Source organism: Thauera sp. ZXT1-4 (assembly GCF_052598215.2).
Genome location: NZ_JBQWSN020000028.1, coordinates 21262 through 40547, shown reverse-complemented (window position 1 = coordinate 40547; position 19286 = coordinate 21262). Strand labels below are relative to the sequence as shown.

The window sequence follows — 19286 nt, the reverse complement described above, 5'->3', positions numbered from 1 at the left end:
TCGATCTCTGAAGTCGCCGGCTCCGCCGGGGGGGCGGGGTTGCTCGGACGGTTACGGCGGGCGCAAGCGCGCGATCCAGATCCTGGAGTTCTTCGACCGCGTCGGCTTTACCCGCCGCGTCGGCGCGGGACACCGCCTTGCGCACGTGCTGCGCGGCGAGCCGCCCGCATGGGGGGAAAACTGATGCGCAGGCGGCCGAAGCGCGGCCTGCGAGGTTAGAATCCGCTCACGACACGACGGAAGAGAGGCGTTCCCCGGTGGGGCGACTGGTCTTCAAAACCAGGTGGGGCCGTCAGCCGGTCCCAGGTGGGTTCGACTCCCATTCTCTTCCGCCATCCGCTCCGGCGTGCGCTCAGCGCGCGCTGTCGAGTTGTTCCTTGAGCTTGGCGGGCATGTTCTGCGCGCCGGCGAAATCGCTGCCTTCCAGATCGGCGTGGCTGAAGTCTGCGTCGGACAGATCTGCATTGCGGAACACCGCTTCCGGGATCACCGCACCCGAGAAACGTGTGCCGCGCACCTTGGCCGAGGTGAAATCCACCGCCTCCAGGTTGGCGCCCGTCAGGTCGGCTTCGGACAGGTCCGCGCCCTGCAGCTTCGAGCCGTCGAGGATGAAGCGTAGCCCATAGATCTTGCGCAGGCTGGCCCCGGTGAGGTCCGCGCCCGGCATGTGCACGTCCTTCATGAACGCACCCGTAAGATCCGCGCGCGGCGCCCGCGTACCCACCAGCATGGCGCCGAACAGGTTGGCGCCTTGCAGGTTGGCGTCGCTGAGGTCGGCGTCGTTGAATTTGGCGTGGAACAGGTTTGCGCCGGCAAAGCTCGAGCCCTCCAGGCGCGCGCCAGTGAAGTTGGTCCACTTCGCCATCGCCTTGTCGAAGCGCGAACCCTTGAGCTGTGCGCCGTTGAAGCGCGTGTTCTCCAGCACCGTACCGGAGAAATCGTGGCCGGTCAGGTCACGACCGGAAAAGTCGCAGTTGCTCAGGTCCTGGCGGGGTGCTGGCGTGGCGCAGTCGCCCTTGGGCGGAGTCGCGGCCAGCGCGGTGAGGGACGCGAGCATGAGCAGGGCGGCGGAGAGGGTTTTCATCGAGGCGCTCCAGCGATAGCGATACAGGCAGGCCCATAGGGCCGATAGCCCGGCATTCTAGCGCGCCGTCCCCACCTGGCGCGCCCCCATGTGCGCTTGTCTGTAGTGGAAGCTTGCAGGCCCGCCTGTGGCCGACCGCAGCGCCGGCGGCGGCTGCGGCGGGCACGGGCGCTGCAGGGGGCTCAGATGGCGAATTGACCCACCGCCTTGCGCATCCGCGCGACGGAATTGTCCAGCCGCTCCACGGCTGCGCTGGTCTGACTCACCACACTCGCATTCTGGTCGGTCATGTCCGCGACCTGTTCCACGCTTTGCGCCATCAGCTGCATGGCATTGCGCTGCTCGCTTGAGGAGTGCGTGATCTCGTTGACCATCTCCAGCGTTCGCGACATCTGCGCGTCGATCTCGCGCAGCGCCTCCTCTGCCTGGCCAACCAGCTTGACGCTGTCTTCAACGTGCACGGCGCCGGCGCGCATGCCCTCGACGGCCTGGTGGGTGTCGGCGCTGATCGAGGACACCATTTGACTGATGTCGAGCGTGGCCTTGGTCGTGCGTTCGGCGAGCTTGCGCACTTCGTCGGCCACCACGGCAAACCCGCGACCGGCTTCGCCCGCGCGAGCCGCTTCGATGGCCGCGTTGAGTGCGAGCAGGTTCGTCTGATCGGCGATCTCGCGGATCACGTCCGTGATACGCGAGATCTCGATCGACTGCTCGCCGAGCAACTCCACCCGCGCGGCCGAGGCCTTGACGGTGTCGGCCAGGGTCCGGATGGAATGGACCGCCTCTTCGGAGAGCGTTGCACCGCGCTTGGACGACTTGCTCACCGACGCCGCCGCAGCGTGCGTCGAAGAGGCATGTTCGGCGACCTCGGCGATCGAAACCGTGATTTCCTCGATGCCGGCGGCCGCGGTCTGGGTTGCGTCCGCCTGCTTGCGTGCGGCCTTGTCGACGATGACGACGCCCGAACGAACCTCGCCCGACACGTCCGCGACGCCCCGAGCGGTATCTTCCATGCCCTGAATGGTCGCCTGCACCGAGGAGATGAAGCGATCGGTCTTGCGTGAGATGCGCCCCAGGGCGTCGTAACGTGCGAGGCTGAAGCGGTGCCGAAGGTCTCCGGTGCTGAGCACCTTCCGCAGGAAATCGTCCAGTGCGACGAGATCCCGGTTCAGTTTTGGCATGCTGCCGAACAGCATCCACAGCGCCCAGGGTAGTGCCAGGGCGCCCAGGCCCAGCATCAGGTCGCCTTCGAATGGGACGGCGACGAGCGGAGCGAGGACGAGCAGCGCGGCCATCAGCACCATCAGCAGGCTCCCCCCCAGGGTCTGCACCCGGACGTCGTTGAACCGCGCCCACACCGACAGGCGCGCCGGAATTACCCGTCCGTGCTCGATGCGGATGGAGCGATCGCCGCTGCGAAGGCGCTTGTACGCCGCCTCTGCTGCGGCGACCTGTTCGCGCGAGGGGCGGGTCCGCACCGACTGGTAGCCGACGATCTGGCCGTTTTCACGGACGGGGGATGCATTCGCCACCACCCAGTAGAAGCCACCATCGCTGCGGCGGTTCTTGACCAGCCCCTGCCATGGACGTCCCGCCTTCAGGTCCTCCCACATATCTGCGTAGGCCTCGGGAGGCATGTCGGGATGGCGGACGATGTTGTGTGGTTGCCCGACCATCTGCTCCTGGGTGAAGCCGCTGATGTCCGCGAAGGCCTTGTTGGCCTCCACGATGATGCCCTTCAGGTTGGTCTGGGAGTAGATGAACTCGTTTTCGGGCAGGAGGGTTTCGACGTTGGTGACTGGCTGGTTGTTGCGCATGGAACTCTCTTATTGATCTTGGGAACGTCCGGACCGCTTGCAGCCGCTCTTCCTGCCGGTGTTCGGCAGGGAAAAAGCTAGTGGAAAAATCTTTAACGAGTCTATCTTCGGCACAGCAAAAACAAACTTGAGAAAATAATATGTGACGAATTTTGCAGAATAATGCAAATATAGCTGAAAAGTTGTCCGCGATGATCCGCCTGCGCGCGGGTTTGGCTTCCTCCGCGGGGCTCGCCTTTCGATACTGCGAACCCAGACACTCTCGAGGTGCTTTCAGGTGCTTCCAGGTGCTTCCGAAGCAGGCTTTGTTGGTAGAGTGACGCGGATTCTTCGCACAGACGGGCAGGCTTCGGGCTGGGACGCGGCTTCGAGGACGGTGGATGACCTTCCGCTCGGCCGCCCCGAAATGCTCACCTTCAGGACCCCGGATGCCGTCTGCCCCTTTCCCCGAGAATGAAACCGCGCGCCTGGCTTCGCTGCAGTCGCTCGATATCCTCGATACCTCTCCCGAACCGGCCTTCGACAATCTCACCCGGCTCGCCGCCGGTCTGTTCGGCGTTCCGACCGTACTGGTGTCCTTGGTCGATCGCGATCGGCAATGGTTCAAATCGCGGCTGGGTTTGTGTGCGACCGAGACGCCGCGCGATGTCGCGTTCTGCAGCCACGTCGTGTTCCTCGACAGCCTTCTGGTCGTGGAGGACGCCCGGCGGGATCCCCGCTTTGCAGACAACCCGCTGGTCGCCGGCGATCCGGGCCTGAGGTTCTATGCCGGCGCGCCCATACATTCCGAGGAAGGACATGTGTTGGGGACGCTGTGCCTGATCGACTACCAGCCGCGCGACTTCGATGAAACCGCCCGGGGGCGGCTGCGCCAGCTCGCAGACCAGGTGGAGCACCTCGTTCGCCTGCATCAACGTACCAACGAGTTGCGCACGGAAGCGCGCAAGACGCTCGCCATCACCGCGCGCTACCAGACGATCAACGAAGGTGCGGCCGTCGGAATCGTGCGCATCGACGGCTTGGGGCAGATGCAGGAGGTCAACCCGCACGCTCGGGACATGCTCGGGTACGGCATGGCCGAGCTTGCCGGGCGGAACGTGAAGATGCTGATGCCGCCTGAGATCGCAAGCGAGCATGACGGCTATCTCGCGGCCTACATCGCGAGCGGAAAGACCCGGTTGCTGGGCAAGGCCCGCGAAGTCGAAGCCCTTCACCGCAATGGAGAAGCAATTCCGGTTCAGCTGGCCTTGAGCGAAGTGGCCTGCGCGGATCCCGATTGCCCGCCCGAGGCGCGGGAGTTCATCGGCATTCTCACCGATCTGCGCGAGATCAACGCCGTGCGCGAGCGCCAGGCGCGCGAGCATGCGCTGCTCGAGGTGCTACACCGCGGTCTGACCGACTATCGCGCGCTGCTCTCGCAGAATACGCTCTGGAGCTTCCTGAAGGAGGCGCTGCGCGCGCTCACCGGCAGCCGATATGCGCTGATTGGCGAAGTGGTCCCCAAGGAGGGTCTGCCCGCGCTGAAGATCCACGCCATCACCGACCTGTCGTGGAACGACGAGACGCGCGCGCTGATGCAGCAACTGAGCAGCGGCGACATGATGCTGACCAATCCGCAGGGCATGCTCGGGCAGGTGTTCGCCGGGGGCAAGGTGGTGCTCAGCAACGACATGGCGACCGATCCGAGGGGTGGGCGCCTGCCCCCCGGGCACCCGCCGCTGCACAGCTACCTCGGCGTGCCGATCATCGACCGCGGCGAGGTGATCGGCATGTACGCGATCGCGAATGCCGAAGAGCCCTACGACGATGCGCTGGTGAAGTGGCTGGAGCCTTTCACCTCGACCTGCGCGCTGCTCATCAACCTCTATCGCCAGCTCGATGAACAGCGTCGGTTCACCGAAGAGCTGCGCATCGCGCGCGATCAGGCCGAGCGCGCCAGCCAGGCCAAGACCGAGTTCCTGTCTTCGATGAGCCACGAGCTGCGCACGCCGCTCAACGCCATCCTGGGCTTCGCCCAGCTTCTGCAGAACGGGCGCCAGCCGTTGACCGGGCGACAGGCTCGCCACGCCGGGCACATCGAGCGCAGCGGGCGCCACCTGCTCAGCCTGATCAATGAGGTGCTCGATCTCGCACGTATCGAATCGGGGCACATGCAGGTTTTGCTCGAGCCGGTGGCGCTGTGCGATGTGCTGGAAGAGACGGTGGAGAGCATCCGCCCGCTGGCAGCGCAACAGGGTGTCGCGCTGCACATGCCCGCCCCAGAGGCCTGCCCGCTGCAGGTGCAGGCCGATTACGTGCGGCTCAAGCAGGTGCTGATCAACCTGCTCAGCAACGCCATCAAGTACAACCGGCCGGAGGGGCAGGTGTGGGTGGAGTGCGTGCGCACCGGGCCGCTGGTGCGGATTGGCGTGCGCGACACCGGAATGGGGATCGAGGCGGACAAGCTCGGGGAGCTGTTCCAGCCGTTCAACCGGCTCGGTGCGGAGTCGGGCGAGGTGGAAGGAACGGGCGTTGGCCTTGCGCTGACCCGCAAGCTCGTGCACCTGATGGGGGGCGAGATCGGCGTGGAAAGCGTGGAGGGCGAGGGGAGCGCGTTCTGGTTCGAGCTGCCGGCCGCCGACCTCGGGGACGAACGCTCACCCGATACACCTGGAGTGCCCAGGGGGCGGCAGGGCACGCATGCGGACGCGGTGAAATGACGAATCTCAGCGAGGAATCCATGCCGTTCAAGGAACGCTACGCAGACGCCGACATCCTCGTCGTCGATGACAACCTGGCCAATGTAGAGCTCCTGATCGGGCTGCTCGAGGACCAAGGTTATGACCGGCTCGAGGGCATGACCGATCCGCGGCGGGTGGAAGCCCGCGTGCAGCGCCAGTGCCCGGACCTGATCCTGCTTGACGTGCGCATGCCCTGGCTGAGCGGACTGGAGATCATGGAGCGGCTGCGCGCGTTGCCGCGTGAACAGGCGCCGGCGGTGATCGTGCTCACCGCGCAGATCGACGAGGAAACACGCCACCGCGCGCTGGAACTCGGGGCGCAGGACTTTCTGATCAAGCCCTTCGACCATGTCGAGGTTCTGCAGCGCATACACAATACCCTGGACCGGCACTGGCTGATCAAGGAGCGTTCGCAGCGCGCCGTGCTGCTCGAGGGGCTGGTGAAGGAGCGCACGCGCGCACTTGAGGCGCTCTCGCGCGAGGACCCTGTGACGGGGCTGCCCAACCGCCGCGCCTTGCTCGAGCATGCCGAACGTCTGCTGGCGGAGGGTCGCAATCCCGGTGTGCTGTTCATCGCCATCGGTGGGCTGGATGACATCGCACGCCTGCATGGTTACGTCATCTCCGACCGGCTCGGCATGCAGCTCGCTCAGCGCCTGCGCCCCTTGCAGGCGGACGCAGACGCGATGCTGGGGGTCTGGAACAGCTCCGAGTGGGTGCTGCTGACGGATCACGCCGGCAGTGATGATGCGCATGGGGCGCTTGGCGAGACCGTGCTCGAGCATTTCGCCACGCCCTTCGAGGTGGAAGACATGAGCCTGCAGTTGCGCGCCAGCATAGGTCGCAGCGCAGGCGCCGCCGCGGGGTCCGCGGAGCACTGGATCCGCAGGGCGGCGCTGGCGCTGCCTGCGCGTGACGGCTTGTGTCAGGCCTACTCGGCCGAGCTCGAGGAGGCGCTCCGCCGTCGCACGCGCATGGCCCACGCCCTGCGCCACGCGATCGCGCGCGGAGAACTCCACCTCGCCTGTCAGCCCAAGGTCGACCTGAAGACGCGTACGGTGTGCGGGGCCGAGGCGCTGCTGCGCTGGAACAGCGCCGAGTTCGGCCCGGTGTCACCGGCGGAGTTCATTCCGCTCGCGGAGGCCAGCGGCGAGATCGTCGCGATCGGCGCATGGGTGATGCACGAGGCGATGGATCTGCTCGCGCGCTGGCGTCGGCAGGCGGTGGTGCCGCCGGACTTCAGCCTCGCGGTCAACGTCGCCAGCGTGCAGCTGATGCGCCCCGAGTTCGCCCACGAAATCATCGCGGCTGCGCAGGCGCGCGGTGTGCCGCCCGCCCTGCTCGAGATCGAGGTCACCGAGTCGGGCCTGATGCAGGACATGGCGCTGGCCATGACGCAGCTCGAGACGCTTGCGCGCACCGGGTTCGGCATTGCGATCGACGACTTCGGCACGGGTTACTCCTCGCTCGCTTACCTCAAGGCGCTGCCGGTGTCGGTACTCAAGATCGATCGTGCCTTCATCCGCGACCTGCACACCAACCCGCAGGACCAGCGCCTGACGGGCACAGTGATCGACATGGCGCGGCACTTCGGCTTCCTTACCGTGGCCGAGGGGGTCGAGAACGTGGAGCAACTCGAACGCCTCGCGCACATGGGGTGCGATGTCGTGCAGGGCTTCCTGTTTGCGCCGCCGCTTGCGGAGGAGGCGCTGCTGCGCGCCGTGGCGAGCGGGTTTGGGGCGTTCGGGACAGCGGGCTGACGATCTCCGCCGAAGGCGCCGCGCGTCAGCGCCTCGGTCCGAGCGCCCACACCAGCAGGCTGAACAGCATCGCGCCCGCCACCATCAGCGCCAGCGGCAAGGCACTGTCCTGCACGCCATGGCCGACCACCATGCCTGCGCCTGCGCCCAGGCCCATCTGCACAAAACCCATCAGCGAAGCAGCTGCCCCCGCCATCTTCGGGTAGCCGGCCAGGCCAAGGGCGGTGGCGTTGGGCAGGGTGAGTCCGATCGCCGCGGTGACGCCCCACATCGGCACCATGACCGCCGCAGGGTGGACCACGCCGGCAAGTGCGAGTCCGGCGAGCAAGGTGCCACTCACCGCGCCGAGCAGCACGCCGTGGCGCATCAGCCGCGCAGGGCCGATGCGGCGCGACAGGCGTGCGGAGAGGATGGTGCCGAGCATGAAGCCGGTCACGTTCACGCCGAAGGCAAGGCCCATCTGCTCCGGGCTCATGCCGTACAGGCCGATGTAGACGAATGGCGAGCCCGAGATGAAGGCGAACAGCGCCGCGAATGCGCCGCAGCCCACCAGCAGCGCGGTGCGGTAGTTTGGGTCCGCCAGCAGCGTACGGTAGTTGGCCAGCATGCGGGCAGGTTGCAGGGCCTGCGGGTCGGGGTGGGCGTTGGTTTCCTGCAGTGCGCGCCACAGCAGCACGATCAGCAGTGCCGCGTAGAGCGTGAGCACGACGAATGTCGCGCGCCAGCCGAAGCCCGAGGTGAGCCAGCCGCCGAGCATGGGCGCGAGCAGTGGCGCCAGCGCAGTGGCCGTGGAGACGTGTGAGAGCACCCTGGCCGACTCCTGCGGGCCATACACGTCACGCACCACCGCGCGTCCGAGTACCGGCCCCGTGCAGGCGCCCAGTGCCTGCAGCAGGCGGGCTGCCACGAGCGCCTCGAGTGAATGCGCGAACGCGCAGGCTGCGGACGCGACGAGGAAGACTGCCATACCCCACAGCAGCACCGGGCGCCGGCCGTAGCGGTCGGACAGTGGCCCGATGACGAGCTGGCCGGTGCCGAAGCCGAGCAGGTACACCGACAGCGTAAGCTGCACCCCGGCGCTGTCGGTGCCGAGCGCATCTGCGATCGCGGGCAGCGAGGGCAGATAAAAGTCGGTGGACAGCGGGCCGAGGGCGGTCAGCGCGACGATGAGCGCTGCGAGCAGGGAGGAGGGCGTCACCGCCATGGGTCGTATTTCACGTTCAGGGGGCTCGGTCAGGCATCGGGTCCGGCGACCCACAGGGTGCTCGTCGCGCCGAAGGAAGTCGTAAACCTCTTCAGACCAGCGGGGCGCGATCGATCTGCGAAAGGGGAACGTTGACCTCGAAAAGTTTGGCGTTGACCGTCGGTACGCCGAAACCAAGCAGGCGTGCACGGTGCATGTCGAGGTAGGCCTCGGCGCTGGCGCGGTCTTCGAAGAGGTAGATCCCGCCCGCCTCGCCAGTGTCGCGGTTCTCGGTCCAGATCTTCCAGGACAGGCCAGGCTCCCCGGCAATGGAGGCCGCAAGATCGCGCATGCCCGTGCTCATCTCTTCGCCCCAGGGGCCGTTGAAAGGGAAGTCAACCTGCAGCAGGACAGCCATGAATACCTCCGTGTAAGTGTATGTGGCCGGCGTAGCGCTTCTCTGCCGGCCGGACGTTCGCAGTGTATCAGGTGGAGGATTCCCGCCCTGTGACACCAGCGCGCCTCCAGGGGCGCAACTGGGCCGGCCGGGGTGTCGCGCAGATCGCCCTCAGGCGGTGAAGAAGCGTTCGGAGAGTTCGTCGAGGCCGAAGGTGCCGAGCAGCTCGGTGAGGCGTTCGGCAGCGCGTTTGCGCGGCCGGTCGGGCTGATGGCGCGCGATGATCAGTTCGTTCTTCATCGAGTGCTCCCAGCCAACGAGTTCGGTGACGGTGACCTCGTAGCCGTGTGCCTCGAGCTGCAGGCAGCGCAGCACGTTGGTGAGGTGGCTGCCGAATTCGCGCGTGTGGATCGGGTGCCGCCACAGCTCTGCGATCGGGTGGCGCAGTGCCTGCTGCTTGTGCTTGCGCAGCACCGCGGCAACCTCGGCCTGGCAGCAGGGCACGAGCACGATGGCGCGTGCGCCCTTGTGCAGCGCGAAGCGGATCGCGTCGTCGGTGGCGGTGTTGCAGGCGTGCAGCGCGGTGACGATGTCGATGCGCCCGGGCAGGCGGTCCGAGTCGATCGATTCGGCCACGCTGAGGTTCTGGAAGCGCATGCCCGCAGAGAACCCGAGCTTGTCCGCCAGCCGGCGCGAGCTCGTCACCAGCTCGTCGCGCGTCTCGATGCCGTGGATGCGCCCGCCCGGCGCGTGCTGCTTGAAGAACAGGTCGTACAGGATGAAACCGAGGTAGGACTTGCCCGCGCCGTGGTCCACCAGCTGCAGGTCGGGGTGCTCGGCCAGCGCTTCGGCCAGCAGCGGCTCGATGAACTGGTAGAGGTGATAGACCTGCTTGAGCTTGCGCCGGCTGTCCTGGTTGAGCTTGCCGTCGCGGGTGAGGATATGGAGCTGCTTGAGCAGCTCGATGGATTGGTCGGGGCGGATCTCGGGGTGCTGGGCGGTCATGGACTGGAAGAGAAGGAGGAGGCCGGGAGGATGGGCCGAATGTACCCTGACGCCGGGCGCGTACCAAGTGTGGTTTCTGCGCGGACGAGCGCTCAGACTTTGGCGCGCGCGCGCCGATAGCTGCCCGGCGGCGTCCCGGTCCATTGCTTGAAGGCGCGGTTGAAAGCGGCCGGATCGTCGAAGCCGAGGTCGGCGCCGATGCTGGCGATCGGTTCGTCGGTCCGCGAGATGCGGGCGATGGCCACGTCGCGCCGAAGGGCGTCCTTGACCGCCTGGAAGTGCGTGCCCTCGGCGTCTAGCCGGCGTGCCAGCGTGCGTGGCGAGATGTGCATGGCGCGCGCCACGTCCTCCACCGTCTGCGGACGGCCTAGCCCGGCTTCCAGCAGGTCGCGCACGCGGTGGGTGAACAGGCGTTCGCTGACCGAGACGTGGATCCAGTCCATCGGCGCCTTGCGCAGGAAGGCCGATAGCGAGGCCTTGTCCTGGCGGATCGGCGCGTCCATGAAGGCCGGCTCGATGTGCAGTGCGGTAAGCGCCTGGTCGAAGCGCGCCGGGCCGGCGTACATGTTGATGTACTCGCCGGCATGCGCTGGGGCGGGGTAGTTCAGATCCACCCTTGCGAACAGCAGTTTGCGCTCGATCATCCACGACGCGATTCCCTGCACCAGCATCAGCATCAGCTCCAGGATCAGCATCCGGTGGCGGCCGAGGTCGGTGCGCTCGACCAAGGTGATGCGCGTCAGTCCGTCCTCCTCGCCCATCTCGTAATGCAGGTCGTCCAGCACCAGGCGGAAGAACCAGCAGAACCGGTGCAGGGCGACGCGCAGGTTGGCGGCGTCCAGCATGCCGAGGCACAGGAACTTGAGCGTGCCCGCGCGCAGGGGCCGCGAGAACATGCCCGGCGTTTCGTCGTCGAGCTCGATGGCGAGCGTGCGGTAGAACAGTGCGAACTGTTCCACCGTGACACGAGCCGAGTCCTGCTGGAGCAGCGCCGGGGCGATGCCGGCACGGCCGATGCAGTCGAGCGCCAGCGGCCGGTGTTCGACGAGGCGGTCGAGTAGCTGGCCGATCATGCGGATCGGCACGGTGACGGCGGGGGCGTTCAGGCGTTCGGTCATGGCGCTTGCGATGCTGCAGTGCGAGGTCGGGATGTCTCGATCAAGTGGCAGGAAATGTCAATCGATCGGCCGGTTCTGCCATCCACAACCAGGCCCGTACTGCCTAGTATGGCCTGCAAATAGCGGCAGAAAAAAGATTAATGCCCAAGCCGGCGGCTCGCGATCCCCAAAAGGTTCGCGTTCGCTGGCAATTAAAGCACAGCACGCGCAGTCCGTCCGGCAAGAGGCGGCTGGCAGGAGGAGACAAGGTGCATCCAGGCAAGGCCAATCCGATCCTCGAGGTCGAGGGGCTCACGTTGTCGTTCGGCGGCATCAAGGCGCTGACCGATGTGGGCTTCGAAGTCGCTCCGGGGTCCATCACCACCGTCATCGGTCCGAACGGCGCGGGCAAGACTTCGCTGTTCAACACGATCTCCGGTTTCTACAAACCCTCGACGGGGCGCATCCGCTTCCAGGGCGAGGACATCACCGCCACCCGGCCGCCCGAGCGCGCGAAGCTGGGTCTGGCGCGCAGCTTCCAGAACATCGCGCTGTTCCGCGGCATGACCGTGCTCGACAACATCAAGCTCGGTCGCCATGCCCACCTGCGCACCAACGTGCTCGACGCGCTGTTCTACTTCGGCCGTGCGCGGCACGAGGAAATGAAGCTGCGCCAGGAGGTCGAGGAACGCATCATCGACTTCCTGGAGATCGACCACATCCGCCACATGCCGGTGTCGGTGCTGTCCTACGGCCTGCAGAAGCGGGTGGAGATGGCGCGCGCGCTGGCGATGCGACCCAAGGTGCTGATGCTGGATGAACCGGTCGCCGGCATGAACCGCGAGGAGACCGAGGACATGGCGCGCTTCATCCTCGACGTGCGCGAGGAGTGGGGCGTGACCGTGCTGATGGTGGAGCACGACATGGGCATGGTCATGGACCTGTCGGACCACGTCGTGGTGCTCAACTTCGGCCAGGTCATCGCCGACGGCACGCCGGCCGAGGTGCAGGCCAACCCGGAAGTGATCAAGGCCTACCTGGGTTCGGGTGACGTCTCCGAGTTGCGCCAGCGCCTCCATCAACCTCTTGCAGTGGGAGCCTGAGATGGAATTCGACTGGCTTTTCCTGGCCGAGATCGTGCTGGCCGGCCTCGGCGCCGGCGGCCTGTACGCACTGACCGGCCTCGCTTTCGTGATGATCTACAAGGCCACACGAGTGGTGAACCTGGCGATCGGCGAGATGCTGATGATCGGTGCCTACCTGTGCTTCGGTCTCGCCACGGCGATGAACATGCCGATGTGGCTGGCGATCCTGGTTGCGGTGATCGGCAGTGGCGTGGCGGGTGCGCTGCTCGAGCGGGTGGCGATCCGGCCGATGCTGGGCGAGTCGCCGATCTCGGTGTTCATGGTCACGGTGGGCCTCGCGTCCATCCTGGTCGGCGTGGTCGAGCTGATCTGGACCTCGGAGCCGCGCCGGCTGCCGGAGTTCATGCCGAGCACGCCGGTGATGATCGGCGAGGCCTTCGTGCCGCCCAAGGTGTTCTACGGCTTCCTCGTCGCGGCGGTGCTGATCGGGGTGGCGCTGGCGGTGTTCCGCTTCTGGCGCGGCGGCGTGGCGCTGCGGGCAACGGCCTCGGACCAGCAGGCGGCCTACTCGATGGGCATCAACGTGCCCAAGGTGTTCTCGCTGTCCTGGACGGTGGCGGCAATGATCGCGGCCGTCGCCGGCGTCATCGTCGGCGCGGTGGGCGGCATCTCCTCGACCATGGGGGTGTTCGGCCTGTCGGTGCTGGTGGTGGTGATCGTCGGCGGGCTGGACAGCGTGCTCGGCGCACTGGTCGCCGGCCTCTTCATCGGCGTCGTCGAATCCCTTGCGGGGGGCTTCCTCGGCGGCGAGTTCAAGCTGCTGGCCACCTTCATGATCCTGATCGTCGTGCTGCTGGTCCGTCCCTACGGCCTGTTCGGCACCCATGAAATCGAGAGGTTGTAATGCGCATCGGAACCGCACGCTCCAGTTACCGCCACGACGAGTCGCTGTTCGACAGCCGCACCCAGTACGCCTGGCTGGCCGTCCTCGCCGTCGCGCTGCTCGGCTTCCCCTTCTTCGCCGACGAGTACTGGCTCTACCTCGCCTGCCTGGTGGCGATCAACATCGCCAGCACCACCGGGCTCAACATCCTCACCGGCTACACCGGGCTGGTGAGCCTGGGGCAGGCCGCCTTCATGGGCATCGGCGCCTACACGGTGGCGGCGCTGGAGCAGAAGCTTGGTACGCCGGTGCTGCTCAACCTGCTCGCCGGCGGCTTCGTCGCGATGCTCGGCGGGCTGGTGGTGGGCCTGCCCTCGCTGCGGGTCAAGGGCCTGTACCTGGCGATCGCCACCATCGCCGCGTCGGTGGTGCTGCACTTCGTGTTCGCCAACTGGCATTCGGTCACTGGCGGCCATGCCGGCATCACGGTGGCGCCGGCGGAGATCCTCGGCCTCAGCTTCGACACCTCGTTCCGCCTGTACTGGCTGTTCGTGCCGATCACCATCCTGATGGTGCTGGGTGCTGCCAACCTGTTCCGCACCCGTATCGGCCGCGCCTTCATCGCGATCCGCGACCGCGACATCTCGGCCGAGGTGCTGGGCATCCCGCTGCTGCGCTACAAGCTGCTGTCCTTCGGCCTGTCGTCCTTCTATGCCGGGGTGGCGGGCGGCATGTGGGCCTACTTCTTCCGCGTGGTCACGCCGGAGAGCTTCCCGCTGATCATGTCGATCTTCTTCCTCGCCGCGGTCATCGTTGGCGGCATGGGCACCATCCTCGGCGCCATCCTCGGCGCGGTCTTCATGACCATGGTGCCCGAGGCCCTCAAGCTCATCGTCGGCTGGCTGCCGCTGTCGGCCGACGCCACGCTGATCCTGTCGCCGGTGCGCACCATCGTGTTCGGCGCGCTGATCGTCGGCTTCCTCGTGTTCGAGCCGCTCGGCCTGCAGGAAATCTGGCGCCGCATCCGCCGTTTCTTCCACCTCTGGCCGTTCCGGGCCTGAGTTTTCCTCGCCTCATCGCATCACCACACATAAAGAGAAGGAGACAAGCATGAGAAGAACCGTACTCAAGAGCCTGCTGGCCACCGCGGTCCTGGCAGCCACCGCAGGCATGCCCGGGGTCCAGGCGGCAGACAAGGAAATCGTCATCGGCGGCTCGATCCCGATGAGCGGCGTGTTCGCCTTCGCCGGCATCGGCATCCACGCCGGCATCCAGGACTACGTGAAGATGGTCAACGACGCCGGTGGCATCGAGGGCCACAAGCTGCGCTATGTGCCCGAGGACAGCGCCTACAAGGTCGACCAGTCGGTGGCCGCGTTCAAGAAGATCACCAGCCAGAACAAGGTGAATTTCTACTACGGCGACTCCACCGCCTTCAGCAAGACCATCAACCCCGAGCTCGACCGCGCCGGCACGATGATCATGTCGGGTGCTTCCTTCGCCACGGAGCTGAACGACCCGAAGAAGTACCCCTACCAGTTCATCGCTGGCCCCGACTACACCCAGCAGTTCGGCATCCTGCTGCGCTACATTGCCAAGGAAAAACCGGGCGCCAAGGTGGCTTTCGTCTATTCCGACACCGAGTTCGGCCGCGACCCGATCGAGAGCAGCCGCGGCGTCGCGAAGGAGTTGGGGCTCAACGTTGCCATCGAGATCATGACCCCGCCGGGCGCGGTCGATGTGTCGACCGAGATGGCGAAGATGCGCCGGGCGAGGCCGGACTTCATCATCTTCCACGGCTACATCCTCGGCCCGATCCCGGAGTTCATCGGCCAGGCGCGCCAGCTCGGCCTGGACACCAAGTTCATGGGCACCTTCTGGACGATGGACAACTCGACGGTCATGCAGATGGGCGACGTCGCCGAGGGCTTCATGGGGGTGATGCCTTACAGCTATTACTACGATGACTCCACCCCGGCGCCCATGCTGGAGAAGATCCGCGCGATGCGGCCGGAGTACCAGAACGTGCCCTACATCCAGGGCTTCCTGTCCGCCATGCTCTACGCCGAATCTGCCCGGCGCACGATCGCCGCGGGCAAGGAGATGACCGCGGCCAACTTCAAGGCGGCGCTGAACTCGATCGAGAACTTCGACACCGGCGGCCTGATCGGCGTGCCCATCACCATTCGTGGCAACACCATCCCGGTCGGCCGCATCTACCGCGCCGACACCAAGGCCAAGCGCATGGTGCCGGCCTCCGACTGGATCGTGCTGGAGTAAGCGATGAGTGCGGCCGAATCCGTCCTCGAGGTGAACAACATCGAGGTGATCTACAACAAGGCGGTGCAGGTGCTGCGTGGCCTGTCGCTGTCGGTGCCGCGTGGGCAGATCGTCGCACTGCTCGGCTCCAACGGCGCGGGCAAGAGCACCACGCTCAAGACCGTGTCCGGCCTGCTGGGGCTGGAGAACGGCGAGCTGACGCGCGGCGAGATCCGCTTCGAAGGCAAGCCGCTGGCGGGTTCCAAGCCGCACGAACTCGTGCGCGCGGGGCTCTTCCACGTAATGGAAGGGCGCCGCGTGTTCGAGGACCTGACCGTGGAGGAAAACCTCGTCTCCGCGACCTATGCGCTCACCGGGCGCAGCGGCGCGAAGGCCGACTACGACCTCGTCTACGAGTACTTCCCGCGCCTGTACGAGCGCCGCAACGGCCTGGCGGGCTACCTGTCGGGCGGCGAGCAGCAGATGCTGGCGATCGGTCGTGCGCTGATCGCGCGGCCCAAGCTGATCCTGCTCGACGAACCCTCGCTGGGCCTGGCGCCGCTGCTGGTGGAGAACATCTTCCAGATCATCGCCCGCATCAACGCCGAGCAGAAGGTGTCGATGCTGCTGGTGGAGCAGAACGCCTCGGTGGCGCTGGCGGTGGCGCACTACGGCTACATCATGGAGAACGGCAAGGTCGTCACCGACGGCCCGGCCGAACGCCTGGCCGCCGACCAGGACGTGCGCGAGTTCTACCTCGGCATGGGCGGGCACGGCGAGATGAAGAGCTTCCGCGACATCAAGCACTACAAGCGCCGCAAGCGCTGGCTGTCGTGAGCGAGAGGATGGCCATGAGCAAGAACCCCGAAGTCAATCCGCTTCCCAGGCTGACCCTGCCGCAGATGCTGCGCGAGCAGGCAAGGCAGCATCCAGCACGCATCGCCATCCGCCAGAAGGATTTCGGCATCTGGCAGGGCATTTCCTGGGACGACTACTACCGCCGCGCCGGCCATGTCGGCCTGGGGCTGCGTGCGCTCGGCCTGTCCGCCGGCGGCCACGTCGGCGTGCTCGCCGAGAACCGCATCGAATGGGTGCTGACGCAGATGGGCTGCGGCCTGGTCGGCGGCATCGCGGTCGGTGTCTATCCCACCAGCCCGGCGCCCGAGGTGGCCTACGTGCTGAACCACGCCGACGTCGAGGTGGTGGTGTGCGAGGACCAGGAGCAGACCGACAAGGTGGTCGAGGCGCTCGACCAGCTGCCCCATCTGCGCGCCATCGTGGTGATGGAGACCAAGGGCCTGCGCAACGCCGATGAGCGTGTGCGCGACCGCATCCTGTCCTTCGCCGACCTGGAGACGCTCGGGGTCGAATACGAGGCCACCCACCGTCACCTGGTGGAGGAGACGCTGGCGACGCAGCGGCTCGAGGACATCGCGCTGATGATCTACACCTCGGGCTCCACCGGCAAACCCAAGGGCGCGATGATCAGCTACGCCAACATCCGCGGCGTGGCGCCCGGCATCGCCGATCGCCTGGGCCTGTCGGCGGACACCAGCCATCTGTCCTACCTGCCGCTGTGCCACGTCGCCGAGCAGATGCTGACCACCTTCTGCCCGATCTACCTGGGCTCCACGGTGGCCTTCGGCGAGTCGATCCGCACCGTGCAGGAAGACCTGCGCGAGATCGCGCCGACGATGTTCCTGGGCGTGCCGCGCATCTGGGAAAAGCTGCACTCGGCGATCAGCATCAAGATGCAGGAGAGCGGTCCGCTGCAGCGCTGGCTGTTCGACCGCGCGATGGCCGCCTGCGCGCCCTTCGCGCACAAGGCGGCGGCGCAGCGCACCGCGGGCGAGCGCCTGAGCTACGCCTTCTGGTACTGGCTCATCCTGCGCGCGCTGCAGAACTTCATCGGCCTGCGCCGGGCGCAGGTGGCGCTGACCGGCGCCGCGCCGATCCCGCCCGCGGTGGTGCAGTTCTTCCGCACGCTGGGCGTGCCGCTGGTGGAGGTCTATGGCCTGACCGAATCGACCGGCATGATCACCGGCCAGCCGCTGGATGCGGCCCGCTTCGGCTCGGTCGGCACGCCGATCCTCGGTGTCGAGCACCGGATCGGCGAGCGCGGCGAACTGCTGATCCGGGGCGAGATGGTGTTCGCCGGCTACTACAAGAACCCGGAGGCGACCGCCGACAGCATCCGCGACGGCTGGCTGCACACCGGCGACGTGGTCGAGGCGCGCGACGGCCAGCTCTACATCGTCGATCGCCTGAAGGACATCATGATCACCGCCGGCGGCAAGAACCTGACGCCGTCCGAGATCGAGAAGACGATGAAGGCCAGCCCCTATATCAAGGAGTGCATCGTCGTCGCCGACGGGCGCAAGTTCGTCTCCGCCCTGATCCAGATCGACTACGAGACGGTGGCGAAGTGGGCAGAGGGCCGCCAGATCCCCTTCACCCACTTCCGCTCGCTGGTCGAGCACCCGGAGGTGCGCGCGCTGATCGACGCCGAGATCGCACGCGGCAATGGCCAGCTCGCGCAGGTCTCGCACATCCGCCGCTTCCACCTGCTGACCAAGGAACTGGACCACGACGACGGCGAGGTGACCGCGACGATGAAGGTGCGCCGTTCCAGCATCTACAAGACCTATGCCGACGTGATCGAAGCCATGTACCGGGGAGAGGCCGCCCATGCGTGACCACTCCCCGGCGCGTGCGGGTGCGCCACCGGGCTGAGTCCCCGGGGTTTTCGACGACGTTTTCCCTTCTTTTCGGCGCGGCGTGCGCGGGCACGCCGGAGCCTGTTGTGCGCGGCGCTGCCTGCCCGGGGTCGCCGCGCCGGAGACATCATGGATTTCCAACTGAATGCGGAGCAGCGCGAGATCCGCGATCTCGCCCGCCGCTTCGCCGAGCGCGAGATCGTGCCGCGCGCAGCCGAGGCCGATGCCAGCAAGGCCTTCCCGGTCGAGGTGCATCAGCGCGCTCAGGAACTCGGCCTGCTGGGGATCAACCTGCCCGAGGCGGTGGGTGGGGGCGGTCTGGGCTGCCTCGAACTGGTGCTGGTTACCGAAGCCTTCTGCCGCGGCTGTCTGGGGATCGGCACTGCCCTGTGCGTGAATGCGCTGGCCACCGAGCCGATTGCGATCGCCGGCAGCCAGATGCAGCGTGATCGTTATCTGCGCGCGGCTGCCAACGGCGCGCTCGCGAGCTTCGCCATGACCGAGCCGGGCGCGGGCTCCGACGTTGCCGGCGTGCGGACCCGCGCCGAGCGGGTGGAGGGCGGTTATCGCCTCACCGGAAGCAAGATCTGGATTTCCAACGCCAACCTGGCCGAATTTCTCGTCGTTTTCGCCAAGACCGCACCGGATGCCGGACATCGTGGCATGACGGCCTTCATCGTCCCGCGTGCCAGTGCGGGTCTGACGGTGGGTGAGCCGCTGGGCAAGCTCGGTCAACGCTGTTCGCCCACCTGTGAGGTCTTCCTGGATCAGGTGTTCGTGCCCGAGGATCACCGCCTCGGTGAGGAGGGCGGCGGCTTCGCGCTGGCGATGGCGGTGTTTGACCACTCGCGGCCGATGGTGGCCGCCTTCGGCGTCGGCCTCATCGAGCGCTGCCTCGACGAGTCGCTCGCCTACGCCACTCAGCGCAGCAGTATGGGCCGGCGCCTGATCGACCACCAGGCCGTGGCGCACAAGCTGGCCGAGATGCGCATGAAGCTCGAGGCCGCGCGCCTGCTTACCTACCAGTCGGCCTGGCTGCTCGACCAGGGCAGGCCGAACACGATCGAGGCCTCGATCGCCAAGGCCTTCGCCGCCGATGCCGCGATGTGGGCGGCGACCGAGGCGGTGCAGATTTTCGGCGGCATGGGCTACTCGACCGAATACCCGGTGGAAAAGCTCTTCCGCGACGCCAAGGTGCTGCAGATCTACGAAGGCACCAGCGAGATCCAGCGCAACATCATCGCCCGCGAACTGCAGCGGGCCTGAACCCGAGGACCCA

Annotated in this window: 16 protein-coding genes and 1 tRNA gene; 11 read left to right on the top strand and 6 right to left on the bottom strand. The window is 66.6% G+C overall.

Going from position 1 to position 19286, the window contains the following annotated elements; translation table 11 throughout:
• A partial coding sequence (locus ACUH78_RS16115; RefSeq protein WP_445333989.1) for a SelB domain-containing protein occupies window positions 1–184 on the top strand: 184 nt, incomplete at its 5' end.
• A gap of 54 nt (window positions 185–238) precedes the next feature.
• A tRNA-Sec gene (locus ACUH78_RS16110) sits at window positions 239–335 on the top strand.
• A 17-nt stretch (window positions 336–352) separates the two neighbouring features.
• On the opposite strand, the gene ACUH78_RS16105 is transcribed toward ACUH78_RS16110, so the two are convergent.
• Window positions 353–1084: a pentapeptide repeat-containing protein gene (locus ACUH78_RS16105; RefSeq protein WP_418363760.1), complete on the bottom strand. Its 732-nt coding sequence runs from the start codon at window positions 1082–1084 to the stop codon at window positions 353–355.
• Between the two features lie 182 nt (window positions 1085–1266).
• The gene (locus ACUH78_RS16100; protein ID WP_418363759.1) at window positions 1267–2901 is read right to left on the bottom strand and encodes a methyl-accepting chemotaxis protein; all 1635 of its coding nucleotides are present in this window, start codon (window positions 2899–2901) and stop codon (window positions 1267–1269) included.
• Window positions 2902–3329: 428 nt separating this feature from the next.
• Here ACUH78_RS16100 and ACUH78_RS16095 point away from each other — a divergent pair, with 428 nt between their 5' ends.
• Together ACUH78_RS16095 and ACUH78_RS16090 are read left to right on the top strand one after the other, a co-directional pair.
• Entirely contained in the window at window positions 3330–5600 is a 2271-nt protein-coding gene (locus tag ACUH78_RS16095) for a sensor histidine kinase (RefSeq protein WP_435751461.1), read from the top strand.
• Window positions 5597–7381 carry a putative bifunctional diguanylate cyclase/phosphodiesterase gene (locus ACUH78_RS16090; RefSeq protein WP_418363757.1) on the top strand — a complete coding sequence of 595 codons (1785 nt, stop codon included), beginning with the start codon at window positions 5597–5599 and terminating at the stop codon, window positions 7379–7381. Before ACUH78_RS16095 ends, ACUH78_RS16090 begins: the two co-directional genes overlap by 4 nt.
• Window positions 7382–7406: 25 nt before the next feature.
• Here ACUH78_RS16090 and ACUH78_RS16085 read toward each other — a convergent pair whose 3' ends face one another.
• The 4 genes from ACUH78_RS16085 to ACUH78_RS16070 all read right to left on the bottom strand — a co-directional run bounded on the left by ACUH78_RS16085 (window position 7407) and on the right by ACUH78_RS16070 (window position 11084).
• Complete coding sequence (locus tag ACUH78_RS16085; RefSeq protein ID WP_445333988.1) at window positions 7407–8585, bottom strand: multidrug effflux MFS transporter; 1179 nt, start codon at window positions 8583–8585, stop codon at window positions 7407–7409.
• A gap of 91 nt (window positions 8586–8676) precedes the next feature.
• Complete coding sequence (locus ACUH78_RS16080; protein ID WP_418363755.1) at window positions 8677–8982, bottom strand: monooxygenase; 306 nt, start codon at window positions 8980–8982, stop codon at window positions 8677–8679.
• 150 nt (window positions 8983–9132) lie between these two features.
• Entirely contained in the window at window positions 9133–9966 is an 834-nt protein-coding gene (locus ACUH78_RS16075) for a class I SAM-dependent methyltransferase (protein ID WP_418363754.1), read from the bottom strand.
• 92 nt (window positions 9967–10058) lie between these two features.
• Window positions 10059–11084, bottom strand: a complete 1026-nt coding sequence (locus ACUH78_RS16070; RefSeq protein WP_418363753.1) for an AraC family transcriptional regulator — start codon at window positions 11082–11084, stop codon at window positions 10059–10061.
• 248 nt (window positions 11085–11332) lie between these two features.
• Here ACUH78_RS16070 and ACUH78_RS16065 point away from each other — a divergent pair, with 248 nt between their 5' ends.
• The 7 genes from ACUH78_RS16065 (at window position 11333) to ACUH78_RS16035 (ending at window position 19273) form a co-directional block, all read left to right on the top strand.
• Entirely contained in the window at window positions 11333–12166 is an 834-nt protein-coding gene (locus tag ACUH78_RS16065) for an ABC transporter ATP-binding protein (RefSeq protein ID WP_418363752.1), read from the top strand.
• A 1-nt stretch (window position 12167) separates the two neighbouring features.
• Window positions 12168–13052, top strand: coding sequence for a branched-chain amino acid ABC transporter permease (locus tag ACUH78_RS16060; RefSeq protein ID WP_418363751.1), 885 nt, complete (start codon window positions 12168–12170; stop codon window positions 13050–13052).
• The gene (locus ACUH78_RS16055; protein WP_418363750.1) at window positions 13052–14092 is read left to right on the top strand and encodes a branched-chain amino acid ABC transporter permease; all 1041 of its coding nucleotides are present in this window, start codon (window positions 13052–13054) and stop codon (window positions 14090–14092) included. The genes ACUH78_RS16060 and ACUH78_RS16055 overlap by 1 nt, the downstream gene beginning before the upstream one ends.
• Window positions 14093–14141: 49 nt before the next feature.
• Window positions 14142–15311, top strand: a complete 1170-nt coding sequence (locus tag ACUH78_RS16050) for an ABC transporter substrate-binding protein (RefSeq protein WP_418363749.1) — start codon at window positions 14142–14144, stop codon at window positions 15309–15311.
• A 3-nt stretch (window positions 15312–15314) separates the two neighbouring features.
• Window positions 15315–16127 (top strand): ABC transporter ATP-binding protein, encoded by an 813-nt coding sequence (locus ACUH78_RS16045; RefSeq protein ID WP_418363748.1) that lies wholly within the window; start codon window positions 15315–15317, stop codon window positions 16125–16127.
• A gap of 8 nt (window positions 16128–16135) precedes the next feature.
• Window positions 16136–17986, top strand: a complete 1851-nt coding sequence (locus tag ACUH78_RS16040; RefSeq protein WP_418363747.1) for an AMP-dependent synthetase/ligase — start codon at window positions 16136–16138, stop codon at window positions 17984–17986.
• Between the two features lie 150 nt (window positions 17987–18136).
• Entirely contained in the window at window positions 18137–19273 is a 1137-nt protein-coding gene (locus tag ACUH78_RS16035; RefSeq protein WP_418363746.1) for an acyl-CoA dehydrogenase family protein, read from the top strand.
• Window positions 19274–19286 lie beyond the last annotated feature (13 nt).